We start from the raw sequence: 24,582 nt of genomic DNA on the forward strand, positions 1-24,582 counted from the left end.
CCATTTGAACAAAACGGTCAGTATTTTTTAAAAATAAAAATGACTAATTGAATATAATAGTCAGGAGGTTGCAAGTATGAATGGATTTAAAGCAGAACTAAAAACGATTCTCAGAAATCGCAAAGTATTAATCCCTATTATCGCAATCCTTTTTATTCCAGTATTATATGCGGGAATGTTTTTGTGGGCATTCTGGGATCCTTATAAATATTTAAGTGACCTGCCTGTGGCGATTGTCAATCAGGATAAGGGCGCGGAACTGGCCGGACAGAGGCTCGAGATTGGCGATGACCTGGTCGATAATCTGAAGGAAAGTAATACTTTCGACTTCGATATCGTCGACAAAGAGAAGGGATACAAAGGTTTAGAGGATCAAAAGTATTATATCCTAGTAGAGATTCCAAGTGATTTTTCAAAAAATGCGACAACGCTGCTTGAGGATCAGCCTCAAAAAATGCAAATCAAGTACGTGCCAAATGAAGGAGCAAACTTCCTATCGGCACAAATCGGCGAAACCGCAATGAAGGAAATCAAAGCGGAAATTTCAAAACAAATTGTCGCAACATACTCAGAAAGCATATTTGAAAAAGTAAACCAAATGGGCGACGGGTTAGCGCAAGCAAGTGACGGAGCCGGCCAGCTTAACGAAGGCTCAGCAAAACTCAACCAAGGCGCTGGGCAAATCAAAGAAAACCTTCAAACCCTAGCAAGTAAATCAATCGAATTCGAAGAAGGCATAAACAGTGCCGCAGCCGGTTCGAATAAAGTAGCGCAAGGGACAAAGGCTATTCAACAAGGATTAAAAGAGGTTGATGAAAAGCTTCCACAATTGGTGACAGGCACCGAAAAAGCACAAGCAGGTGCAGAGCAAATTAAAGGTGAGCTGCCGGCAGCTATTGCGGCTGGAATCAACTCGCAGTTATCAGGAAGTACGGAAAAATTAAATGAGGGTATCAATCAGTTTGAAACACAGCTTAATGCCGGTTTGTCGTCGCAGATTGCTGACCAAATGATTGCGCAGCAAACAGCAAAAATGAAGGAGCTTGCTGCAGGGCTAATCGCCAATGGTATTCCAGCTGAAACGGTATCCCAAATTATGGCACAGCAAACAGCGCCAACCAAGGCAGAAGTTGAGCAGCAGGTGGCACAAGCGATTGCGCCTGGTATGCATCAAGGCTTCACGCAATTTAAAACTCAGGTAAATGGACAATTACAGGGAGCGACTGCTGGATTAGAATCTCAATTGAAACAGCAAACTGACCCCGTCTTCGATCAATTAATCGGCGGAATCGGCGAAATCAATTCTAATCAGTTGAAATTACAGCAGGGAATCCATCAGCTTTATACAGGTTCTTCCGAGCTAAATGCCGGTGCGAGCCAACTGACATCTGGAATGGGTGAGTTGTCTGCTGGTGCGAATAAAATAACAGATGGCACTGGTAAGCTTGCAGATGGTTCTGCTGAGTTACAAGCGGGAACAGCAAAATTACAGGATGGCACATCCGAACTGAACGAGAAGCTTGCAGATGGTGCCGAGGCAGCCAATAGTGTACATGCTGATGACGACACCTATAATATGATGGGTGAACCTGTGAAAGTCGATAAAAATGAGATCAACACCGTGCCAAACTACGGTACTGGATTTGCTCCATATTTTATCTCACTTGGACTTTTTGTAGGGGCACTGATTATCTCGATTGTCTTTGGATTAAGAGAACCTGCCGTTCAACCAACTTCAGCGAGACAATGGTTCTTCGGTAAATTAGGAGTTATCACTATTATTGGTGTGATTCAAGCATTATTGGTCGATTTTGTGTTACTCGTCGGCTTAGGTATCGAAGTACAAAACTTGCCGTTGTTTATTACAACAACGATTATCACAAGCATGGTGTTTGTGACATTGATTCAAATGCTCGTCACGACGCTAGCGGATGTTGGCCGCTTTATTGCGATTCTCATCCTGATCATGCAATTAACAACAAGCGCGGGAACCTTCCCACTTGCGTTAATTCCAGAGGCACTGCAGCCATTTAACGCGTTCTTCCCAATGACATATACCGTACAAGCGTTTAAAGCCGTGATTTCAAGTGGAGACTTTGCTTATATGTGGCACAACAACGCTATCTTACTTGGGTTTATTGCTGGGTTTATGGTTGTGACATTCACTTATATGGCGATTCGTTTTAAAAGAAAACAGGGGAATGCTCAGATGATGGAGCAAGCTGCATAAGAAAAGGAAACACCGGGTTCGCGGTATTAGGCGGATTCGGTGTTTTTTTTGATATTGAACTTTTAAAATACCTGTATCTGCCAAAATGTATTGGTTACCTGCGAATTTGGACTGCTTACCTGCATAGATTCATCTTTACCTGCATTTTGGCTAAGTTTATCTGCCTAACAAATTCAGCCGGCTGGCCTCAAGACTGAAACAGCCAGGGTGTGGCCTGGCTAAGGTAATTAAATTTCCTATATGTGGATATTCCGCTCAAAGTTAAGACTGAGTTCCGGAATCAGGGACGTTTTTTTAGTTACCTATTTTAAGGGAAATTCTCTACCTGCCAAAATGTATAGCTTACCTGCGAATTTGGACCGCTTACCTGCATAGAATCCATTTTACCTGCATTTTGGCTAAGTTTACCTGCCTAACAAATTCAGCCGCCCAACCTCAAGACTGAAACAGGCAGGGTGTGGCCTGGCTCAGGTAATTAAATTTCCTATATATGGATATTCTGCTTAAAATTAAGCCTGAATTCGGGAATCCGGGAAGATTTTATAGTCACCTATTTTAGGGGGAAATCCTCTATCTGCCAAAATGTGTAGCCTACCTGCGGATTTGGATCACTTACCTGCATAGAATCCATTTTACCTGCATTTATGCTAAGTTTACCTGCCTAACAAATTCAGCCATGCACCCAACTTCAAACCTGAAAAGCCAGGCATCAGCCTGGCACAGGTAATTGTAAATGAGCCTCCTAATCTATCTAAACCCAATCTCCAATTTTTTCACCATAAATAAGACAACCCAAAGCGCACCGCCGGTTAGGAGAGACGCCCACCATGAAAACGGAAAGGCAGGGCCGAATTCTGGTACAAACTTGGTCGCTGCAAGGATGAGGCCCATGGACAATGCTCCGAAGGTACCGACCTTCACCATGTCTTTCTTTTCACTCGCCTTTTCGCTAAACAACGAACGGCGGATCGTTCTGAAGATAAACCAGACACCGAATGCAATCGATCCTAAGATAAGAGTAAATGTTAATAGAGTGGGGAACACATAAACACTTGAACCCACAGGCTCCTTTTTAAATTGTGAGACCACGGGAATCACCACTCCACGAATCATAAGCATCCAGCTTACTAGATTGAGAACGATCCCCATCATAAATGGAACAACTTCTCGCTTCTTTTCCTTCGGTAAGTTTTCAATAATTTCATCTGCATAGCCTTTGGGATCATCGCCAAAGATTTCATTCGCCGACTTACCCTCGTTTTGACCATCAAGGAGATGGTCCAGCATTTCCATCAATACTTCCTCCGATTGTTGTTCGGACAGGGTAAATTGCAGTCGAATGTATATCATCATATCACTATAGTATTTTTCGTTTTCGGGTGTGAGTTGTTCCCGTTTTCGGTTATTCTCCTCAATTAAATGTTTCGCCTTCATTTTCATCTCTCCCCTTAAATAAAGAATTAACTGGTTCAACCATCTGTTTCCACTCGGATACAATCATGTCTAGTGACTCTTTGCCTTCTTTTGTTAAAAAATAATACTTCCGGTTTGGCCCCGATTCGGATGGTCGCATTTCTCCCTTGATCAGGCCGTTTTTCTGTAAGCGGAGCAATACCGGATAAATCGTGCCTTCACTTACATCACTTAATCCAAATTCCTGAAGCTTTTTCGATAATTCATAGCCATAGACGGGTTCCTTTTCAATAACGGCTAAGACACAGCCATCCAAGATTCCCTTTAATAATTGGCTTCGCAAGGACATGGTATAGCCCCTTTCCTTCAACCTTTCAGCTATTTTGTTAAGCAAGATAGCTAGGTAAAAAAACAACTACTTGGTTATACAAAGTAGCTAAGGTTATAATACCTTTTTATTCCATTACTGTCAATTGCATGTTAGTAGCAATTTTTTTACGAACGTTAAAGGATTATCCTAATTCATCTTGAATACATATAGTCTGAGTTTTTGGAGGTGCATGATGGAAATTTATCATTTTACAAAAGAGAGCGGAAAGAAGATTTCGGCGTTTCAGTCTGATTTTATCATGTCGCGGATTATTCAAACGACCAAGGGTGCACATATAGGATGTATGCACTTAGAGGAAAATGGGTTAATTGGCTATCATCAAGCGGTGATTCCGCAGCTTCTGCTAGTGGTAAGCGGCGAGGGTTTTGTGGGCACGGACCGTGATGAATACGTCAAAGTCCAGCCTGGGGACGCGGTGTTTTGGGAAAAAGATGAATGGCATGAAACTAAAACAGATAAAGGGTTAACGGCGATTGTGATTGAAAGTGAAGAACTAAATCCGGCAGCCTTTATGCCGAGAAGGGATACATAATGAATTATTTTGTGATTGGGGATGTGCATGGCTGCTACTATACGTTTGTTGCGATGCTTACAAACCATTGGGATAAGGAAAACGAAATTTTGATCCAGCTCGGTGATTTAATCGACAGAGGCAATCATTCGCCGAAGATGGTTCAGTTTGCGCGGCAGTTACGTGAGGACTTGCCAGACCAGGTTTATTTTTTAAAAGGAAATCATGAGTTTGAGATGATTGATCATTTTACGAACCAGCCAAATCATAATTGGCTGAGGCAGTGTGGGGAGGAAACGTTGCGGCAGTATAAGGCCGAGGGGCGGGATTGTATGAGCGATGTGAACTGGATGAAACAGCTGCCGCTATGGTTTGAAAAGGATCATCTGTTTTTAAGTCACGCAGGGATTTCGGCAGAAACGGAAACCCCATACGATGAAGAGGATTCCTACGGTGTCTTATGGAATCGGAGTCCATTGAAAAATATTCAGAAGCTGCAAATCATTGGCCACACGCCATGTGAGGAGCCGAAGTATGATGAGCATAGTCATTCGTGGAATATTGATACCGGTGCCGCGTATTCAGGGTATTTAACCGGTGTAAAAATTAATTCGAATGGCGAGGTCATCGAATTTATCCGTGAAAATACAGATCACAGAGATAAATAGATTTGAAATTTCCTCCACGTTCTGGTGTATTAAAATAAGAGGGGTTAACCTTAAAATGCTAAAAAATAAAGAAGATATAGTCAAACTAATCCAAAGCGATGAAAAAATGATGGAGATAATAAGGGCCGCTAGTACATTGAATTTGCCTGACTGGTGGATATGTGCAGGCTTTGTGCGGTCGAAAATCTGGGACATATTGCACGGGTTTAAGGAAAAAACGCAGACACCAGATGTGGATGTTATCTATTTTGACCACATTAACATCGATGAGAATGTTGAAAAGGACTTGGAAAATAAGCTGATAAGCATCATGCCTCAAATACCATGGTCGGTTAAAAATCAAGCGAGAATGCACATCATTAACAATCTTCCTCCTTATACCTCTTCAGAAGATGCGATTTCAAAGTTTCCAGAAACGGCAACTGCACTTGGAGTGAGGTTAGAGAAGGGTAATTTGGTTCTTACGGCTCCTTGTGGAATAGAGGATGTCATTAATTTAGAATTGAAACCAACTCCCTTCTTTATTGAGACAAAGGAACTTGCTGCCACTTACGAGGAACGGATTCTAAGAAAGAACTGGAAGGCTATTTGGCATAAAATTAAAGTCAATCATATAGTGAACAACTGATTTATTCAGATAAATTAAATAATGTTTGGAGTTATTCTAGGGCTGCCATTGGGCAGCCTTTGTTTTTTGATTTCCTTAACAATGCAACGCTTTTTATTAATATAGTTGGCGTTTGTAATTGTCCTCAATCTCCAGGATTAAGGACAAATCCTTTACGTGGCGAGGACGATTAGCCCCCAATCTCCGGTATTAAGGACAAATCCTTCCACAAATAAAGGACGATTAGTCCCCAATCCCCGGTATTAAGGACAAATCCTTCCACAAATAGAGGACGATTAGTCCCCAATCCCCCGGATTAAAGACAAATCCTTCTACACCAAGAGTGGAATTGTCCCCAACTAGAGCTACAATATTTTGTTTAAGCTGTAATCGTAAATAATACATCGTTAATGGTAAACAATACTGATAAAAAGAAAAATGGAGGATGATTATGCGTATATTTCGCACCATACTGATATCACTATTGCTGTTGAATCTTGCTTCATGTTCAACCAATGAGAAAGAAGATAATAAAAAGCAATCGGAAAAATCAAAGGAGGAAGCGAAGGAAGGGAATGTTGAGGTGGAAAAAGGGCTCCTCAATGTCGAAATAACAATACCTGCTTCCATGTTTGAGGGGCAAGATATAAACACGGTTATTGCCGATGCGAAAAAAGAAGGCGTAAAGGAAGTCACTCAAAATGAAGACGGATCGCTAACTTATAAGATGTCAAAAGCGAAACATAAAGAAATGATGAAAGAAATGAAAGAGTCAGTCATTGCATCAGTGGAGGAAATGAAAAATAGTGAAGATTATCAATCAATAAAAGATATTACCTATAACAACGATTTTTCAGAGTTTACGGTTGTAGTGGACAAGGCCGCATTTGAAAACAGTATGGATGGTTTTGCTACCATGGGGTTAGCAATGTCAGGTATGATGTACCAGCTTTATAATGGTGTAGATCCAGATAAGTATAAAGTAACCATATCTCTAAAGGATGAAGCGACGCAAAAAGTGTTTGATGATGTTGTTTACCCAGATGATTTAAATGAAGAACAAACGGAAGCGGAATAAAGCGGGAGGTTCAACTATGAGTAAGCGAATCAATCTATTTATAGTGGGAATCTTGTCTATCGCCATACTTGGAGCATGTGGACAAGATACAAAAGATATTACTGTCAAAAAAGAGGACAATCAACAAGAAACGAAGGAAACTGAAGAAAAAGGGACCTCTGAAAAAAAAGAAGAAGCAAAATCCAAAATAGGTTCACGTTCCAATCCGGTTCCATTTCAGTCAACAGCTACAGTGGACGATGAAATCTATAATGATAATGGGGATGCCTTCCCGATTAAGTTTGATTTAACGGTTGTAGAGGTGGTTCGTGGAGAGGCTGCTTACCAACAATTAAGATCTATGAATGAATTCAATGAACCTGCACCAGAAGGATATGAGTGGGTTCTAGCGAAAACAAAGGTAAAGTTTGTTGAATCAGAAACAGAGGATTTAGCGTTTCATATTGATGGGATTATGAACTTTGATATGGTAAGTGAGAGTGGCGATATCTATAGTGGTGATATCGTCGGATCAACCGACCCAGATTTTAGTTTTGAGATGTATGTTGGAAATGAAAAAGAGGGTTATATTTCGGGTCTAGTCAAAACAGGGGAAAAAGCACAACTTCGTTATAAAGAAGTGTTAGGAGGACAAGTTTTCCTTAACCTTCAATAACATGACAGCAGATAACCTAAGCGGGTTCATTATTGCGGGTAAACTCAAGCATTATCTTTTAACTGTAAAAAGCATGTAAAAGAGCAGCCGAATTCATTCAGTTGCTCATTTTTTTGTTGAGGATAGGAAAGTACACTGTTTTATTCTTTAACCGACAAAACAACATCGGCATAATATTCACCAATATGTGGATAAAGAGCACAACCAATCTCTCGAATTTTTGTGTGATTCTCAAAACAAAATCATTCTTTATTGACTGGATGATAATTCGTTGGAATAGTAGAAACCCACAAAATAAAGGAATTTTCGAACCTCTCTCGAATAAAATATAGCCGGATATTTAAAAGGGAAAGAGGTATGTTATGAAAACAATTCAGATCGCATATGGGGAGCACCCGTCACAATTCGGTGTATTGCGTAGACCGGAGGCTCCAGGGCGCTGTCCTGTGGTGGTGAGCATTCACGGTGGTTTTTGGCAGTCGAAATATGGTCTAGAGGAAAACGAACCGCTAGCTGAAGATTTGGCGAAGCGCGGGTTTGCGACATGGAATATTGAGTACCGTCGGATTGGCGAGGAAGGCGGGGCATGGCCGGGGACTTTTCATGATGTGGTCAGTGCGGTTAATCACCTAGACGAGCTGAAGGATACCTATCAGCTTGACCTTTCAAAGGTGGTGGTCATCGGGCACTCAGCCGGGGGCCATTTGGCTCTTTTACTGGGATCGTTTTTGAACGTAATGGATAGCCCATTAGTTGTTCCGATAAAAGGAATTATCAGCCTCGCCGGGGTTACTGATCTCGGCCAAATGCTGCAGATACATACGGAAAGAGGGATTACGAGCCCCGTTACAGCGTTCCTAGGCGGCTTAATGGAAGAGTTACCAATTGCATCCCCCATCGAATTGCTGCCCTTGAATGTGAATCAAGTGTTAATTCATGGTGAATTGGATCGTCATGTTCCAGTCTCTTTAAGTGTGGATTATCATCGGAGGGCCAAGGAGCTGGGAGATAGCGTCCGTCTAATTACACTCCCGGAAGCAGATCACTTTATGGTTGTCGACCCAACGTCTTTGGCATGGAAAACCGTGACCCATTCGCTGGAGGGATTAATTTGAAATGGCTAGAGTTTGAGCAACAAATAGAAAGTGAAGGTCTATCGATAACGGGTAGGAGCCAACGTGTAAGGAGTGAACGAAATGCAACCAGAAGTAATAAAAGCGATTGACCTGCGACATGAAGGGAAGACAGCGGAATCGAACGAATTACTACAAAAAGTAGTAGAAGAGTTTCCAAAAGACCCTTATGTGAACTATCAATGTGCGTGGAGCTTCGATTTGTTAGGGAAAGAAACCGAAGCGATTCCCTATTATGAAAAAGCAATTGACCTGGGGCTGTCGGGAAAGGACTTAGAGGGAGCGCTGCTTGGTTTAGGAAGTTCCTACCGTACAATAGGAGAATACACCAAGTCCAAAAGCGTTTTTCAAAAGGGGCTAGTTGTATTTCCAAACAACCGAGCTTTAAAGGTTTTCTATTCGATGACCCTTTATAATTTAAAGGAGCACGACACTGCCATGGAGATTCTGCTAACCAGTTTGATCGAAACCACAGCGGACGAGGAAATCCTGCATTATAAAAGAGCCATTCAATACTATTCTGATAAACTAGATAAAACGTGGAGGTAGCAAAAGAGGGTAGATATGCGGTTCCGTATTGCAAAACGTGTTAGCCAAAAAAAACAAGCACCATTAAGGAGCTTGTTTTATCAGTTTAATCTTTCCTCAATTTTCAAGGTTGGGAAATAATCACCAAAACTATTTGTTTCCTTTTCGTTCCGGTTCATACTAATAGTCCCTGCACCAGGATAGGTAACGGTTAGTACTTGCCAGCCTTCATAATTTAATAACTCATCCGATAATGAACTGTATTCATTAACGGCTAAATCATTGGCGGAAAACTGTTCCATTGGTGCTAACTCAATGGTTGCGTTTATTTCACCGTTATTAAAAGAAACGTTATTTACTACATAAGAATAATCACTAATAATTTCCTGCACTTTATCTGCTGTAATTTGCTGTTCTTCGGCTGCTTTGGCCTCCGCTTCTGCCTTAGCTGCCGCTTCTTCTTGTTTTGCTTTTTCTTCCGCTAAACGTTTCTCTTCGGCGGCCTTAGCTTCAGCTTCAGCTTCTATTTGTTTCAGATCCTCTTGCATTTTAAACCATGGAGCTGCTTCATCTACTTTCGCTTGTAAATCTTTATTTTTGGTTTCAAGGCTTGCTACGGTTTCTTTTTTAGTAGATAGTTGCTTCTTTAATTCATCTACCTTGGCGTTAGCCTGGTCTACTTGGTCTTGTGAAGGACCAGTTGCAGCTCCAATACTAAGAGCAATCAATGCTGTTAATACATACTTCCATCTCGTTTTTAAAAATGCTATAACCACTTTCAATTTGGAACTCCCCCTAGTGTATTTTCATATGATGTCTAGTCCAATTTTACCAGAATAATAGAGAAAAAGGCCTTGCCTCTATCAACTACCTTTAATTGGTAAAACGGAATCTTGGACTATTCCGCCCATTAAATGGAGTTATTATGATCCGAATAGATTTTTATGTAGTACAAAAAAGGCGTTTGGTAAAATTTGTTATATAATACATTAAAGGGGGGATTTATTTGAAAAAAAGAATGACCCAAATTTTTGCAACCGCTATGTTTTCTTTACTTCTATTAATGTTAGTGGGATGTACCGAAAAAAAGGAAACGAAAACTCAAGATGAAAATATAAAAACCATTGAAGCTGTATTACAGAATAGTCTTGCAGGTCCAAGCGATGAATTGAAAAAAATATTGGAAAAAGAAAGTGAAGAAAAATTCGAAGCCTTGAATCAATATGAAGAAAAGCGATTTAAAGATTATTTTGCAAATGAAACGTCCTACAGGGATTTTGTTAATAACTACGGTTCAAGATTAATGATTCAACCGAATAATGAAGATTACCAATTTAAGATAAAAAAGATAGAATACGAAAAGGTTGATCCAAAAGATAGCGTTTATAATTTCTCAGTAGAATTACAGTTCCAAAGAGAAGGCAGTGAAAAATCAGAAGTTGGGATCGTCACTGGGCAAGCGAATTTAACGGATGAGCACAAAATAGAAGGTATGTTAATTCGTACGAAGGATTTTTGGAGTTCTTTGATGGAAGAAACGAAGGAAAATAGAGATGTATATACAAAAGATGGAAAAGCGTTATTGATCGTTGCCCCGGACCCATCGCTATCAGCAGGAAAACCGTATGGATACGTATTTCATTTCACGGCACCTTTTGAGACTTTTAAAGGGAAAGAATTAGCTATATATGCTTACCATCAAGAAACAGGAGAAAAAATCACAGGATTGTCCCCGGAAACCATTAATGAGCCGTCAGCAGGTTATTCCACTTTAGAACGCTTCACTGCTACCTTTACAATTCCAAAAAGCGGTGTGTGGCGTTATGAAGTGGTATTAGACGGTGAATTCTATGCTGATGTTGTTTTTGCGGTTAATTAAGTTCCATCTCCCTAATAACGGAACCGTTAAAGAAAATCCGCCGCTTTTCATACTAAAATAAAATTAAAAGATATACGAGGTGCTTATATGAATAATCCCATCTTAAATCAAATTGGAACCGTATTTATCCCGGTAAAAGACATAGAAAAAGCAAGAGATTGGTATTGTAGTCTATTAGGTATCGAGGCAGCAGGTGAAATCCAGTTTGGCCATCTTTACGTCATTCCCATGGAAGGTACGGGGATTGTATTAGATAGCAAAATCTATTCCGAAAATCATGTATTTAAGACACCGGTGTTCCATTTCAATACCTTAAATATTGAAGAAGCCTTTACTTTTTTGAAAAATAAAGGTGTTAACGTCGTAACGGAAATTCAACATGGTCATTATTTTAATTTCCAAGATCCGGATGGGAATCTGTTAATGATTTGTAAATGTTAAAAACAAAGGCATTTGTTCCTAATATAAGCGGAGATTTTTCCGTTAGGCTGTGAATTGAGCTCTGTTCGGGGTAAATAAGCGGAGGTTTTCCGATTAACCTAAGCAAAATGAACCAATTTCACTTCTTTCGAGTAAATAGCCGGAATCCTTCCGGCTATTTAAGCTGTTTTCAGTGCTATATCCTAATTAAGAGAAATTTCTCCGCTTATTCCTCAAACTCGCATATGTTATTTGACCGGTCCACAGAAATAGCTCCACTGCCTTCCTAATGCTGAGCCTTCTCCAGCGCCAGTTTTACCCCGAAACCGATTAAGATTGTACCAGTCAAACCTTCCATAATACGCTGGGTCTTAGGCTTTTTCATAAAAGCACTAATCTGGTTAAGTAAATAGATATAGAACAAAAACCAGACTGCCGTTAAGAGGGTATACGTGATTCCCATGGTGAGAAACGGAATAAAAGTATCACTGCCGGAATGCACAAACTGCGGCAAAAAGGTTAGGAAAAACACGGCTACTTTTGGATTGAGAAGGTTGGTAAGGAAACCTTGTTTAAAACATGATTTACCTTCATATTTACTTTCCGTAGTAATCTCAGGCGTGATTTTCTGGCTTCTGAGGGCCCATAACGTTTTAACCCCTAAATACACGAGATATACAGCACCGACGTATTTGAAGATAGAAAAAACAATAGCTGACTTCACAATAATGGCTGAAAGGCCAACGACGGCTGCTGTTGTGTGGATCAGTAATGCACAACAAGTACCAAACATCGTTTGGAAACCTCCTGTTCTACCGACAGAGAGGGTGTTCTTTGTCGCGATAGCTGTATCAGGGCCAGGCAAAAGAATCAGTAAAACACACATAATCACAAACATATAGAAGTTCTCCAAGGTAATCAGCGCCTCCTAGATAAAAATGGTTAGAATAAATTTATCACAAATGTTTTGAATAGTGTTAAAAATATTTTTAGAATTGCTCTTGAAGTTAGAGACCTCTTCAGCTGCCAGATCGGCGGCTTTTTCTAATTTAGCTAACCTCGCAGAATAGTTAATATGTACCAACACACAGGCATACAATCGCATTAAGACCAGTTGAATTTTTCCAAAGGAGCTGATCATCATGTCTACTCCAAACCCTACACAGCACTACCTGCTGCCAGAGCATTTCGGAGCAAAAGGTGATGGTGTTACGGACGATACAGAGGCCTTGATAAACTGCTTTGCCAGTGCACCGGGAGGAAGAGGAATCGTTAGCCTTAAGCCTCACGGAACCTATATCATTTCACAAACACTTATAATCCCTGAATACATTTCGATTATGGGTAACAACGCGTTAATAAAGGTTTCCCAAGTATGGAATCAAGTAACAGTAGGTGCTAGTGTTCCTGTTAATACGATCATGTGGGTAAAGGGGCGGGAACCTTTTGCGGAATCAGAATTAGCTATGAGCACGAGATTTATAGAGGATTTGAAAATCGATGGAAATCCCCATTACAGGAACATGGTAGGAATGTATATGGGGACCGCTGATCAACGTAAAATTACGCAATCCACCAGTATTAACTATGCTGTCCATAAATGTGCATTCAAGAATATCTCAGTCTCTCATGTCTCTACAGGTTTATTTTTAGCAGAGGTTTGGGGGAGTTATTTTGAAAATATTAGTACGTCGTTTATTGGGGATTGTGGGTTGAAAATACAAGGACAAATTGTTAATAACACCTTTGTCGGCTGTCAATTTTCTGGCTCTAATGATGGTGTTTATGTAGATGGAGCTATCTATCAAGGATCGATCAGACGTCCAGAGGGCTGTATGTTCTTGGGGGGATTCATCGGTGTAGCGAAAAGGGGTGTCAATGTGGTGCGAGGATTGGCATTCAAATTCTCTCACGTCATCATCGACTTAAACGCCGACTTTGCTGTTACAGGTACGGACATGTCAGACGTTGTCTTTGATGGATGTTGGATTTACTGTACAGCAAGGGCAATAGATATCCAAGCGATGTTTACCATTTATAATAATACATACGTAGCCTTTAACAATTGTCAGATTTCGAGTGATGGTGTAACGGACCCTTATGTAGCCTATGTCCATGTCAGGCAAAACGGGATTGTGTTCAATGGCTGTATAATCAATGGTGTTATGTTCTGGGATGATGGGAGTAGTGGTGTAGTAACGAACTGCCAATGGAGTGACCAAACCACTTCCATTCCTAGAATTATAAAATATGGCACTGGGTATGTTAGGCAATCTCTCAATATGTTTAAACATGATGGAAGACTAGTTGCTACATTAGGAACGTGGTAAAAAAATACTTGGAGCCTTGAATGCTCCAAGTATCACAATAACCGTGTATTTGTCCGCTCGTCCGTACTTACAGGGGAAGCAATGACATTAATAAATAATATGTAGACCGGAAACAGCAAGGATGACCCAAAAATTAAGAGACTAAATCTAGGAAAAAGCGTCACTCCTGTATTAAGAGGAACGAAAACAGTGAAAAAGTAGAATAACACAATAAAGTAAGGTACCCACAGAATGAGTTGCCAATAATGATGTTTACTGCCTAACATCCATTTTTTTGTTAAGTTAAAAAAAATAAGGGTAGAAAGAAGAAGTCCAATAACATTAATAACAGCTATGACAATGTAAACATGGTCCCATGCAAAGCCGTATAATTGGCTAATATGAGAAACATTGATAATGAGTTCAATGGCGATAAACAACGCTAACGCGTATAAAGCACTAATCGTATTTAACTTTATAAAAAACTTCATCATAACCTCCGAATTCAGTTAATCTCGTATTCCATTATACATCTTCTAAAAAGGAAACGGGTCTGAATTCGAACTTTAAACCTCTTCAATGAATTTTCTGCAGTAAGATCCTATCGCAAACATTAAAAAAAGTAACTATAGTCCGGTCATGTTTTTCGCGTAAATAACCGAAGCCAAATGAATTGAAGGATCCCTGCAACCAATACACCGATTAGCGTGTCTCTCAACCTATCCATGGCATAATTCTTTGATTGGTGTTCAAAAACAAAAACAAATAGGACCGTAAGTGAGACCTGATGAAGGACTTTTTTGTCCAATTTTAAAAACATCGAGACATAACAGCCTAAAAGAATTAAAATTCCTAAGCTCCAACCCTCAATGGGTAAATGTCTTGCGATAAAAACGGTAACAATTAATCCAATAATCGTTCCCATCATTCGTTTTATAGAAAGACTAATCGTTTTATCCATGGTAGATTGAATCGTTAGGATGACAGAAAGTGGTGATAAATAAGGATGGTGAGAGCCTAAAAGTTTGGATAATTCCCAAGATAGAATAGAGCCTATAGATAATTTCCATGCTAGTATAGTTAAATCTTTATTAAAAAATTGCTTTTTCTGTAATTCCATAGGGAACCTCAATCATGATTGTTTTTTCCTACTTTGCTTCCATAATAAAGCTTAACCAAACTAATATGTTTATATGTAGAGAATTTACGCCGCTCTTTCAATGAAATGGTGAAGGAGTGCACTCAGGTTAACAGCGTGAATGACTAAAAATCTGGCTGCCAATCTGGGTTCCTTTTTACCGAACTAACGAGACAGGATTAACCATGTTTTAGAATACAAGGGTAGGGTATTAATATAAAGAATAACTTGAAGGAGGGAAATGATCATGACACATGAACAATATCAGTCTGTAATGGAGTCACTACATGAATGTATGGTTGCGTGTAATCATTGTTATGATGCTTGTTTGAAAGAAGAGGATGTCAAAATGATGGCAGAATGTATTCGTCTTGATAGAGAGTGTGCAGATATTTGTGCGTACCTTGAACAGGCGATAGGCAGAGGAACACCATTTATTTCGGAGTTGGCAAATGTATGTGCAAAAATTTGTGAAGCATGCGGGAATGAATGCAAAAAACACAATCATGAACACTGCCAAAATTGTGCTGATGCTTGTTTTAAATGTGCAGAAACATGCCGAAGCCTGATTGCTTAAATTTCCTGTTTTACTTTATATCATAAGTGCATTGATCCGGAATGGGTTAATGCACTTTTTTAGGTACCTCAACTAAAGGGCTCATATAAGAATATTATTAGTAGCAGATACCTACACGCGATTTGATATAATCGCTTGCCTTTATCTGTTTAAAAGTAAATTCTGCTGTATCATGTACAGATATTTCGGCTCCACCCTCCGGTAAAAAATCACGGTCGATTCGATATTTTCCTATCCTTTTCCCATCCGGCAAGTAAGTAGGGCAGACAATCGTCCAATCGAGGTTTGATTGTTTGAGCAGATCGTAAACTTTATGATGTTCTTCCGCTGCTCGGGTAGATTTCCGCTTTGATTCACTTGATTGATATCGCAGGGAATTCGGTGTAGTTCTACTCTGCAGAATACCTGCTGTTCCTATCGTAATGATTCGTTTTATACCTTCGTTTTCCATTGCTTCGATAATTAGAGGCATACTTTCTGATAGGGTGGTTGTGCCATCAGTATTTAATGCACTAATAACGACATCCATCCCATGCATGGCACGTACGATATCCTCTTTTTTTAAAACATTCCCTTGAATAATGGTTAAGTTTTCATTAGTTATTTGAATCTTCTCTGGAGTGCGAACGAATACAGTAACTTGATGTCCTTCATGAAGCGCATAAGGAATGATTTGACTTCCAACTCGTCCAGTAGCACCTAAAAGTAAAATATTCATAAAATTAAGCCTCCCTTGCAAATACTACTATTTTACTATAAAAGTTATGTTAATGTCTTTTGGGTTTTAAAAGGAAAACATTATGAAAATGGTGGACTGTGAAGAATCACAAGTTGAAGTAGAGGATATACGGTGGAGTCATTTTACATTAGGCGTATCTAAAGTAAAATGAATCATTAGGAAAATGCGTTGCACTATCGTACAACGCATAATTATTGTTAGATTATCCCTGGACAGAGAACATTCTCTTAACCGGAATCTGGTTGTTTTTCTAGCCATCCATGTTTAACCATAATATTGTAGGAAATAGCGCCAGCCTCCAAAGCGTGGGTAAATACTTTCGTATAGTTTACGAGTATATCCGATCTGAAGCTGGAACCTAGTGATGCACCATAGTAGGTAAGGGCTGCATTGACTAAAAAACCTGCATGAAACATGATTAATTTGTCAGAAAATGGGCTTACGGTAGAGTCGGTAATCTCAGCATCCCATTTCTCAGGGATTGGTAAATGATCCTCTTGTAAGATTGCGTCAAAGCCTGCAGCATCTTTTCCTGCTAATTTCACATTTTTTAAAAGAAAATTACGAACGTCTTCACGCACGGCTACCTGACTAAAAGCTAAACTTAACGAGCTGATAAATCCAGTTTTCGTTGAATTAAAAAATAAAGTACTGATTTCCGAACCATTTAATGGTCGTTTATCTCCAATTAAATTAGCAATGAATCCTGGTGTTTCCATAAACTTCACCCCGTGAGGAGAAGGAATGGCGGGAACACTTTTAAATTTTGGCTGGTCTTTAGCCAATTCCACAATTCTTTGAAACAGGTCCTTTGTAGAAGTCATACAATCATAAAAGTAATTTTGAATGTCCTGTCGCTCAGAGTTTGTAATCGCTAAGCCATAGGCGGTTAAACCATGTATAGTCATAATATAGGAGTAAAAAAGTAAAAATTGGTCAGAAAAAAGACGGGGAGCATTAACATTCACGTCATTCTCAGTAAACCCTAATGGAATTTGGAAATTAGCACTTTTTAAGAATTCGGTGATTTTTGTAACATGGCTCTCAGCCATCTGTAATGCGGTTTCCATAATGGGTTTTATCTCTTCGTTTTCAACAATAGTAAGAAAATATTTGTAAACACAGATTGCCATACTATCACCTGTATATTGCAGCCAAAGAGCAGATACTTCGGCAGCCGTTAAAGTGCTGTTTTTTGCTTTCCTGAAAATTCCCAAAGGAAATACCTCCAATTTAGTATCCAGAGATTATTTTATGGCATTGGTAACCCTGGTTAACGTTAAGTCAGAGAAACTATGTATTTTTCTCCATTGTTCAATAAAAACCACTCATCAATATTAAAAGCTTTCATTTTATATTTTTTCATCCTATCGGTCTCTTCTAGCTTTTACAATGACTAAGAAAAATATGAGAAAGGAAGAGAACTCAGAGATGGAAAGATTGTTGTTTTTGGATTTGAAGAATCAGCGCTTGGGTGGAACAAGGATTAAAAGGTGGCGTTGTTCCAAGTAGGATTAACGCTTCTATTAGTTGAACTTTATTGAAGCAACGGGGTCGTTCGTTCAATAAGAATTTTTCTTGAAAATAAAAATGCCCTCCACAGTGAGGACATTATTTTTTATTATTTTCTTTTGCTATTTCCTTTCTATTCGGAGCAAGAGGTGGCTGTTCTAACCATTTATTTTGTACCATAATATTAAACCACTTTTTCGTAAGCATAAGATTTTGTAGAATGGTGCTTTCATAAGTAGATACAAGGTCTGTTCGCATTGCACTAGCTAAACCTGCCCCATGATACGCTTGTGAAATTTGGAATAAGAAACCAGTATGATACATCATTAACTTATCGGAAAAAGGAGAGTCTGTTGAAGTTGTAACTTCAGTCTCCCACGACTTAGGTATTGGTAAATTATCCGTTTGCATAATTTTTGAAAAATCTTTTATTTGTTCATTAGCTATTTTTTCAGCATACTCTAAAAATTTTCTTACTTCTTTTATTTGTGTGACTTGACTGAATGCAATGGCAAGAGTTTTTGCCATAATACTTTTTTTAAGGTTGAAAGAAATACTTATGATTTCTGTCGCTGCTAACATTCTACCCTTTCCGAAAAATCCATCTGTGAAATCTTTGCTGGAAACATATTCAGGGTTTTCAGCAGGATAAAATAAAGGGTCTCTCTGAAAACTTCCTTTTTCAAGCAATAAATCAATTGTTTGATGATACATCCTTTTCCCATCGTTATCGCACGAGTCATAAAAAAACCTTAAGTCCTCTCTGACAGAAACCGCTAATGAAGTCGAGTGTCCTAGCAAACCGTGTAAAGTCATAATATGTAAATAATTTAAGCAAAAAATATCAGAGAACAATCTTTTTGCACCTTTATTAAGATCAGATTCAGTAAATCCAATCGGAACTGGAAATTTCTCGTTCTCCAAAAGAGTAACTATTTGTCGCTTTTGTTTTTCGAAAGTCTTGATAGCATCCTCAAAAATGGCTTTTATTGACTCGTCTTCTATAATAGTAACCATATATCTATTTACAGTATCAATGGCTGTTCCATTTACATACTCCCCCCACAAAGTTCCTATTTCGGAAGATGTGAGTTTTAAATTATCCTTTTCCATCCTGTCACCTCATCGATATTATTTACCAATTCACCAAGAGATATGAATTGATTGGAATAACGAGGGTAATAGTTAAAGAAGTAGATTGCTGCGGCGTTTTTTTTGCTTGTTGTACCAACATGCAGGATAGCAATGGGGAATACAGCAAATGACCCTGCTCTTTTACTATACAGGTACTCTGCTTCAATATGAGAAAAGGCATTTTTCTTCTTAAGTAACGGGGCAGCATTAGTTAATAAGGGCTTATGGTATTAAATTTAATTATCCTTTTTGGTCATAATAACAATAAAAGGAGATGCATTAAAATGGAACATAACCCAAAACTTGTTTCTTCAGAAATTGCGGCCTTGTGGGGTGCTTATATGCAGAACTCAATGGCTTATTGTATCATTCAGCATTTTGCCACGGTTAATGAAGATCCAGATGCTTCAGACATTATTGAATTAGCTTTAACAAATTGTAATTTTGTTGTAAACGAAGTCAAACAAATCTTTGAAAAAGAAAAACATGCCATACCGATTGGGTTTACACAAGAAGATGTAAATTTAGATGTAGGACGGGTCTATTCAGACCTTTTTACCTTACGATATATTAAGTACATGGCTGCGGCTGGAACAGCAGCTGCAGCGGCGTTACTCGAAGTATTGGCTCGAAGAGATATTAGAGAATTCTTTTCGACAACTTCCGAAATGTTTATGAAGCTTTACAATAATGCTTGCGACTTATTACTGAAAAAAGGTGCTTTTATCCGATCACCAACCATAGCACCAATGGAGAAAGCAGAATACCTTCAGAGTGAATCATTCTTATCAGGATTAATAGGTAAACATCGTCCCTTAACTGCCATTGAATTAGCTCATATTTCTAAAAACTCGGAAACGAACTCAATTGGCAGAACGTTTGTAGCGGGTTTTTCCCAAACGGCTAAATCACCTGAAGTTAGAAAGTATATGGAAAGAGGCGTGGAAATAGCTGCAAAACATGAAACGGTGTTTAGAGAAATATTAGTAGAAGATGGAGTGCCGTTGCCAAGTTCATGGGATTCAACCATCTCGCAATCCATTGACGCACCATTTTCAGATAAGTTAATGATGTTTCATATATTAGGTTTAAATGAACTTAGTGTCGCAGGATACGGGGCGGCAATTGGTGCCAGTTTGAGAAAGGACTTAGGTGGACATTATACAAGGTTAGTCACGGAAATCCTTCAATATGGGCATGATGGAGTGAAATTGATGATTGAAAATAGTTGGTTAGAACAACCACCACAAAATGTAGATAGGGAAGCACTTAGGAACAGAAGGGTTTAAATGTAAAAAAAGTTAACAGCGATGTTTTTGCAAACGCTGTTAACTTCTGTTAAAAGTCAAGATCTTAACTATCATACATTTAAACTAAAGGGGCGTTAATCCGGGAAGGGTTAGCACCCTTTTTTTTAGGCCTAGTTAAGAACATCTGATACCCATAAAGAACAATCGAATAAAAAATATAGGTGATAAAGATGTGAATCGGTCTGAAATTAACCAATTTAAATAACTTTAACTTCTGAAGTATTGTACATATAGGAAAGGCGAGCAAGAAGTTCATAAGCATATTTAACAGAAAATATGGCCCAAAACGACCATAGGTTAAATGAAAAATCCATAAAGTCCCTGAAAAGAAAGGTCCTAAAATGATACTTAAATCAGTAAAAATCTTTTCCTTTATACTACCTTTCTCCACGATCCAAAGCTTGAAAGGGAGAGAAAATAAACTGGTTAATAGGATTAAACTTACTGCTAAATTTGCAACTGGCAGGTATTTTCTAAACGACCTTTTCGGCAAGAAAATAAGTGACAGCCATGATATAGCGAGCAATCCAACTCGAACAAGATTAATCATTCAATAACACGCCCTTAGTTATAGGATTATAGATATTATTGTGAACAAATAAATGAAAAATAGTATTGAAAATTGGTTTATCGAGACGAAAGGGCAAAGAGAATACAAAATGAGTATGGGATTTTGTGATTGCTGACAATTGCGACCATAACCAACCAATACATAGTAGAGGTAATTTATGAGGATGGTATGTATAGTCTTTTGATTTTAGAGCTTACTCATACCCTACTAAGGGGTGTTGATTTTTGTTCAAGTATGGAAGAGGGACGGAAAATTAAAACGTCGAATTAGTAAGATAGAAATTAGAAGAGATGGGAGAGAACAAATGAAAAGTTTTGATTTAATGATTAAGCATGATTTAGAGGAAGAGGATGCTGCAGAGATTTTGGTAAATGGGTTTATTGATGATAAATCCTATCAATTTTTATTTGATACAGGAGCAAATACGACAAGGGTTAGAAATGATGATTACATCAATCGTTTTGAATCATTCGGTTCTAAAGATACGTATGGTGTGTTCTCAAAAATGAAAAATGAATCCATCATTGTACCAAAATTTACATTAGGTCCTATTGAGAAGACAGATTTTCAAATGTACCGATATGATCAAGATTCAACAGCCCACAACATCATTGGGATGGATTTTTTACATGACCATTCCTATTATTTTAACTTTATTGAGAATAAAGTAGAAATTGACAAGGAAGACTGTGAGGGTCTGGAATTTTTTGATTTACATATCGGGAATAAAGTGAAACCATATGTAGATGCGTTTTTAGGGGAGAGAAAAGTTAGTGCTATATGGGATACGGGTGCCGGAATAACGGTTGTCGATTCGAGTATTGTACAAAAATATCCTGAGTATTTTGAAAGGATAAACGATGTTCAGGGAACAGATTCCACGGGAGCTTCCACCACTACACCTATGTATAGGATGCAATCTATGGTCATAGGAAACTATCAATTTCCTGCACTGAAAGTAATTGAAATTGACCTCTCCTCATTAAATGAAAAGTTAGAAAAGCCAATGGAAATCATTCTAGGATATAACTCACTAAATAAAGTAAATTGGCTATTAGATTTTGTGAATAGAAAGTGGAGTATTCTTGAAATGAATACGAATGAGGAGAACATATAAGAACACTGCTATTAATCCCTCCTCGTAAATTTTGACCCTGTTGGACAAAATATGTTACAGGACAGTGCTGTCAAAACAATAGCACTTCCCAATAAAAAACGAGGGAGTGAAATAGATGGCCGATATCAACAAACGCAAACGTGAAGATAATAATGCTGAGGCAGCAGGAATGGGTGTAGGCGCTTTTACTGGTGATACCATGGCTTCTGCTCTTGATCCATTTGGTTCAGTCGCAGCGGAAGGAGCTGTTTCTGGAGGAGCGCTGGATAACAAGGCGGGGAAAGGTGCAGTTGATGACAATCAAGGCTTTAAAACAAAAGATTAGAATGAGTAAAGTCATCCTTTAACCGAAGGGTTATGTCATACAGTGACTTCCTAAAAGAGAATCTCTTTGAGGAACTTTTAATGTTCGTAAATTCATGTATGTTGGGAATCTTGTTATTATTACGTAAGGGATTTTAAATAAAACTAACAGTGGTATTTCTATGATAAAAAGAGACCTGAATCTGGTCCACCCAGACCAAATCTTGAATGAATCTGTTCGATAGGCAGTATCATATAATTACTCAATCCGCATATATCATATAAAATTTGATGATTCGGGCAAATGCCCAGGAATTTATCCCAAAAATGCATATGCTCTAATGTAAATAAATTGGGGAGGATGACGGATTGTATGAATAATGCCTATATTGAGAGGATTGGTTTAGGAGGACCAGGATCAGGTCTTGGTTTTGGTCCAGGAATTGGTTTTGGAGCTCCAGGGGTAGGAGTTGGCTACCACCACCACCATCCGTATCACCATCCGTATCACCACCACTACCCGTACCATTATCACTACCCATACCACTATCACTACCCGTACTATCACCACCACCACTATCCTTATTAAAATTTACTGATAACTACGTCTGAATAGGAGTTTCTGTGAAATAGGCGTGTTCCTACAATAGTAGAAACGCCTGTTTCTTGTTGTGAATGTCGAAGGGTTGTGAATTTAGGGTTTGAGGAAACTGAATCATGACAATCTGTACAGACAAGCTTAAGTTTTTAAATTTAAAAATTTAATAATCTCTTCAACATATTGATCTTTCAGATAGCTGCTGTATAGGTTACTGGATAATCTAACAGGATCACCAAAAAAGTATCTTTCATAGTGGGTTTGCCTTGTACCGAATGAACTCATCGTTAGATCCCATGCTAAACGGAATAGTTTAACTCGGTCCTCTGCGTCCATGCCATCCGCTTGAAGATATTGATCCAGATCTGCTCTTATTTCCGAATCAAAGTCTCTTTCGGTTGGTAATGAAACCATTCCGCTAGCACCAATTAATTGGATAATTTCGCTGAAACGGGGATATATTCTAGGGAAAATATTACTGGCGATTTGCAATGGTATCATGCTGGGACGCATACAGCCCCATTCATCTAATTCTGCGTCATTTTCAGACTTCTCTAATAGTGCTTTCATCGTTTCAAGACCAATGATGATTTCGGAAATTTTTTCTTGTATATGCTGATATTCACCAACATTTATCGTCTTGACGAGGAGTTGAGCCACCCCAAGCATAAATTCTGCTTTTACAATTTGTCTGTTTACTACTTGATGGTACGCAAAAATGTGAAAGGAGCTTCCGTTCATAAAGGTAATAGCTGCTTCGACATTATCATAAAAAAATACACGGTCCCATGGAACTAATACATTGTCAAAGACAACAATTGAATCCATCTCTTCATATCTTGAGCTTAGAGGATGATTAAAAGAAGATGTTCCTCCCACGAAAGATTCTCTACAAATAAATTTTAATCCTTTTGTGTTAGAAGGGATGGAAAAGGCGAATGCTTCATCATGATCAAGAAATAATCTTGGAGCAGAAATAACCAATACTTCATCCGTTAATCCACCCTGGGTAGCGAGGAGGCGTGCACCTTTGATAATCAATCCTTTTTCATTTCGTTCAATAACCTTTGCGGAAATAGGCTTCTCAGACATTCCCAAATAGAACTGGGAACGATTCACCTGAGGAGTAATAAATGTATGTGTAAACGAGAGGTCTTGCTTCATTGCCCTTTCATATAAGGATTGAATGGTTTCAGGGAAACAATTCTCCATGCCGCTTAAAATAGCAGAGGAGGAAGCAAAGCTCATTACTGCTGTATTCATATAGTCAGGACTTCTACCCATCAAACCATGAGTGGATTTTGCCCAGTGTTCCATCATCTTTCGTCTTTTCTTTAAATCCTCTTTTGTTTTTGGCTGCATATAGGAAAGTCCGATAGGCTCTTCTTTATCAGGTAAAAAGAAAGTCATCTCCTCTTTTAGAATGGGATCATTCTGTAAATCATAAAGGGAAGCTTTTGCCTTAAGAATCCCTTTAAAGGCAGGATGCTCAGAAAGTTTCCCCCTAATCTTTTCACCATCAAACCATATTTCACTTTCTAACCTATTTAAACGATCAATAAAATCTTTTCCGCTTATGGTTCCCATTTTCTACTCGCTCCCTTTGTTGGAACATCCCACAAAAAACGTACTAATTTAGTTAGAATCATTTTATTGGATAACTTGATTGCTTGTTCCCATTGGAAAAGCCTTGTTTTAAAATGAGGAAAATGCCAATCCTAATGAACTTTTCAATAATTATAGGTGTTTTTATCCTAAGGA

The 24,582-nt window shown here is 38.7% G+C and carries 27 protein-coding genes; 16 read left to right on the forward strand and 11 right to left on the reverse strand.

From position 1 onward, the window contains the following. Window positions 1-76 precede the first annotated feature (76 nt). Window positions 77-2,230: a YhgE/Pip family protein gene (locus ACN6MT_RS05630; RefSeq protein ID WP_419955053.1), complete on the forward strand. Its 2,154-nt coding sequence runs from the start codon at window positions 77-79 to the stop codon at window positions 2,228-2,230. A 747-nt stretch (window positions 2,231-2,977) separates the two neighbouring features. Here the strand turns inward: ACN6MT_RS05630 and ACN6MT_RS05635 are convergent. Continuing rightward, window positions 2,978-3,664 carry a DUF1129 family protein gene (locus tag ACN6MT_RS05635; protein WP_419955054.1) on the reverse strand — a complete coding sequence of 229 codons (687 nt, stop codon included), beginning with the start codon at window positions 3,662-3,664 and terminating at the stop codon, window positions 2,978-2,980. Continuing rightward, complete coding sequence (locus ACN6MT_RS05640; protein WP_419955055.1) at window positions 3,642-3,992, reverse strand: PadR family transcriptional regulator; 351 nt, start codon at window positions 3,990-3,992, stop codon at window positions 3,642-3,644. Before ACN6MT_RS05640 ends, ACN6MT_RS05635 begins: the two co-directional genes overlap by 23 nt. A gap of 214 nt (window positions 3,993-4,206) precedes the next feature. Here ACN6MT_RS05640 and ACN6MT_RS05645 point away from each other — a divergent pair, with 214 nt between their 5' ends. The 3 genes from ACN6MT_RS05645 to ACN6MT_RS05655 are packed head-to-tail and all read left to right on the forward strand — an operon-like array spanning window position 4,207 to window position 5,841. After that, the gene (locus ACN6MT_RS05645) at window positions 4,207-4,566 is read left to right on the forward strand and encodes a cupin domain-containing protein (RefSeq protein WP_419956385.1); all 360 of its coding nucleotides are present in this window, start codon (window positions 4,207-4,209) and stop codon (window positions 4,564-4,566) included. Beyond that, a complete protein-coding gene (locus ACN6MT_RS05650; protein WP_419955056.1) occupies window positions 4,566-5,213 on the forward strand; it encodes a metallophosphoesterase family protein in 648 nt (215 codons plus the stop codon). The genes ACN6MT_RS05645 and ACN6MT_RS05650 overlap by 1 nt, the downstream gene beginning before the upstream one ends. A 55-nt stretch (window positions 5,214-5,268) precedes the next feature. Then, entirely contained in the window at window positions 5,269-5,841 is a 573-nt protein-coding gene (locus ACN6MT_RS05655) for a nucleotidyltransferase family protein (protein WP_419955057.1), read from the forward strand. 222 nt (window positions 5,842-6,063) lie between these two features. On the opposite strand, the gene ACN6MT_RS05660 is transcribed toward ACN6MT_RS05655, so the two are convergent. After that, entirely contained in the window at window positions 6,064-6,291 is a 228-nt protein-coding gene (locus ACN6MT_RS05660) for a hypothetical protein (protein WP_419955058.1), read from the reverse strand. On the opposite strand from ACN6MT_RS05660, the gene ACN6MT_RS05665 reads away from it, so the two are divergent. The 4 genes from ACN6MT_RS05665 to ACN6MT_RS05680 all read left to right on the forward strand — a co-directional run bounded on the left by ACN6MT_RS05665 (window position 6,272) and on the right by ACN6MT_RS05680 (window position 9,235). Next, entirely contained in the window at window positions 6,272-6,898 is a 627-nt protein-coding gene (locus ACN6MT_RS05665) for a hypothetical protein (RefSeq protein ID WP_419955059.1), read from the forward strand. The two genes, ACN6MT_RS05660 and ACN6MT_RS05665, sit on opposite strands and share 20 nt — an antisense overlap. Window positions 6,899-6,914: 16 nt before the next feature. Then, on the forward strand, window positions 6,915-7,553 hold the full coding sequence (locus ACN6MT_RS05670; protein WP_419955060.1) for a hypothetical protein: 639 nt from the start codon (window positions 6,915-6,917) through the stop codon (window positions 7,551-7,553). Between the two features lie 446 nt (window positions 7,554-7,999). Beyond that, entirely contained in the window at window positions 8,000-8,668 is a 669-nt protein-coding gene (locus ACN6MT_RS05675; protein WP_419955061.1) for an alpha/beta hydrolase, read from the forward strand. Between the two features lie 81 nt (window positions 8,669-8,749). Continuing rightward, complete coding sequence (locus ACN6MT_RS05680; protein ID WP_419955062.1) at window positions 8,750-9,235, forward strand: tetratricopeptide repeat protein; 486 nt, start codon at window positions 8,750-8,752, stop codon at window positions 9,233-9,235. Window positions 9,236-9,315: 80 nt separating this feature from the next. Here ACN6MT_RS05680 and ACN6MT_RS05685 read toward each other — a convergent pair whose 3' ends face one another. Next, window positions 9,316-9,996, reverse strand: coding sequence for a hypothetical protein (locus ACN6MT_RS05685; RefSeq protein WP_419955063.1), 681 nt, complete (start codon window positions 9,994-9,996; stop codon window positions 9,316-9,318). A gap of 224 nt (window positions 9,997-10,220) precedes the next feature. Here ACN6MT_RS05685 and ACN6MT_RS05690 point away from each other — a divergent pair, with 224 nt between their 5' ends. Both ACN6MT_RS05690 and ACN6MT_RS05695 read left to right on the forward strand, forming a co-directional pair. Then, the gene (locus ACN6MT_RS05690; RefSeq protein ID WP_419955064.1) at window positions 10,221-11,093 is read left to right on the forward strand and encodes a hypothetical protein; all 873 of its coding nucleotides are present in this window, start codon (window positions 10,221-10,223) and stop codon (window positions 11,091-11,093) included. An 87-nt stretch (window positions 11,094-11,180) separates the two neighbouring features. Continuing rightward, the gene (locus ACN6MT_RS05695) at window positions 11,181-11,534 is read left to right on the forward strand and encodes a VOC family protein (RefSeq protein WP_419955065.1); all 354 of its coding nucleotides are present in this window, start codon (window positions 11,181-11,183) and stop codon (window positions 11,532-11,534) included. Between the two features lie 265 nt (window positions 11,535-11,799). On the opposite strand, the gene ACN6MT_RS05700 is transcribed toward ACN6MT_RS05695, so the two are convergent. Next, the gene (locus ACN6MT_RS05700) at window positions 11,800-12,411 is read right to left on the reverse strand and encodes a LysE family translocator (protein ID WP_419955066.1); all 612 of its coding nucleotides are present in this window, start codon (window positions 12,409-12,411) and stop codon (window positions 11,800-11,802) included. 244 nt (window positions 12,412-12,655) lie between these two features. Here ACN6MT_RS05700 and ACN6MT_RS05705 point away from each other — a divergent pair, with 244 nt between their 5' ends. Next, complete coding sequence (locus tag ACN6MT_RS05705; protein ID WP_419955067.1) at window positions 12,656-13,843, forward strand: glycosyl hydrolase family 28-related protein; 1,188 nt, start codon at window positions 12,656-12,658, stop codon at window positions 13,841-13,843. Window positions 13,844-13,875: 32 nt separating this feature from the next. Here the strand turns inward: ACN6MT_RS05705 and ACN6MT_RS05710 are convergent, their stop codons facing one another. Both ACN6MT_RS05710 and ACN6MT_RS05715 read right to left on the reverse strand, forming a co-directional pair. Beyond that, window positions 13,876-14,316, reverse strand: a complete 441-nt coding sequence (locus ACN6MT_RS05710) for a hypothetical protein (RefSeq protein WP_419955068.1) — start codon at window positions 14,314-14,316, stop codon at window positions 13,876-13,878. Window positions 14,317-14,459: 143 nt separating this feature from the next. Beyond that, a complete protein-coding gene (locus ACN6MT_RS05715) occupies window positions 14,460-14,942 on the reverse strand; it encodes an FUSC family protein (RefSeq protein WP_419955069.1) in 483 nt (160 codons plus the stop codon). A gap of 265 nt (window positions 14,943-15,207) precedes the next feature. Between ACN6MT_RS05715 and ACN6MT_RS05720 the strand changes: the two genes are divergently transcribed. Next, window positions 15,208-15,537 carry a four-helix bundle copper-binding protein gene (locus ACN6MT_RS05720; RefSeq protein WP_419955070.1) on the forward strand — a complete coding sequence of 110 codons (330 nt, stop codon included), beginning with the start codon at window positions 15,208-15,210 and terminating at the stop codon, window positions 15,535-15,537. 97 nt (window positions 15,538-15,634) lie between these two features. On the opposite strand, the gene ACN6MT_RS05725 is transcribed toward ACN6MT_RS05720, so the two are convergent. The 3 genes from ACN6MT_RS05725 to ACN6MT_RS05735 form a co-directional block, all read right to left on the reverse strand. Further along, entirely contained in the window at window positions 15,635-16,255 is a 621-nt protein-coding gene (locus ACN6MT_RS05725; protein ID WP_419955071.1) for an NAD(P)-dependent oxidoreductase, read from the reverse strand. A 248-nt stretch (window positions 16,256-16,503) separates the two neighbouring features. Next, a complete protein-coding gene (locus ACN6MT_RS05730) occupies window positions 16,504-17,493 on the reverse strand; it encodes a DUF3231 family protein (RefSeq protein ID WP_419955072.1) in 990 nt (329 codons plus the stop codon). Between the two features lie 394 nt (window positions 17,494-17,887). Beyond that, a complete protein-coding gene (locus ACN6MT_RS05735; RefSeq protein ID WP_419955073.1) occupies window positions 17,888-18,901 on the reverse strand; it encodes a DUF3231 family protein in 1,014 nt (337 codons plus the stop codon). 305 nt (window positions 18,902-19,206) lie between these two features. Here ACN6MT_RS05735 and ACN6MT_RS05740 point away from each other — a divergent pair, with 305 nt between their 5' ends. The 4 genes from ACN6MT_RS05740 (at window position 19,207) to ACN6MT_RS05755 (ending at window position 22,812) form a co-directional block, all read left to right on the forward strand. Then, window positions 19,207-20,211, forward strand: coding sequence for a DUF3231 family protein (locus tag ACN6MT_RS05740; protein WP_419955074.1), 1,005 nt, complete (start codon window positions 19,207-19,209; stop codon window positions 20,209-20,211). Between the two features lie 896 nt (window positions 20,212-21,107). Continuing rightward, complete coding sequence (locus ACN6MT_RS05745; RefSeq protein WP_419955075.1) at window positions 21,108-21,920, forward strand: aspartyl protease family protein; 813 nt, start codon at window positions 21,108-21,110, stop codon at window positions 21,918-21,920. Between the two features lie 115 nt (window positions 21,921-22,035). After that, on the forward strand, window positions 22,036-22,245 hold the full coding sequence (locus tag ACN6MT_RS05750) for a hypothetical protein (protein WP_419955076.1): 210 nt from the start codon (window positions 22,036-22,038) through the stop codon (window positions 22,243-22,245). A gap of 351 nt (window positions 22,246-22,596) precedes the next feature. Next, window positions 22,597-22,812, forward strand: a complete 216-nt coding sequence (locus tag ACN6MT_RS05755; protein WP_419955077.1) for a hypothetical protein — start codon at window positions 22,597-22,599, stop codon at window positions 22,810-22,812. A 150-nt stretch (window positions 22,813-22,962) separates the two neighbouring features. Here ACN6MT_RS05755 and hpaB read toward each other — a convergent pair whose 3' ends face one another. Next, on the reverse strand, window positions 22,963-24,408 hold the full coding sequence (hpaB, locus tag ACN6MT_RS05760; protein WP_419955078.1) for a 4-hydroxyphenylacetate 3-monooxygenase, oxygenase component: 1,446 nt from the start codon (window positions 24,406-24,408) through the stop codon (window positions 22,963-22,965). Between the last annotated feature and the right edge of the window lie 174 nt (window positions 24,409-24,582).

It is taken from the genome of Neobacillus niacini (genome assembly GCF_048572935.1).
Classification (GTDB): domain Bacteria; phylum Bacillota; class Bacilli; order Bacillales; family Cytobacillaceae; genus Neobacillus; species Neobacillus niacini.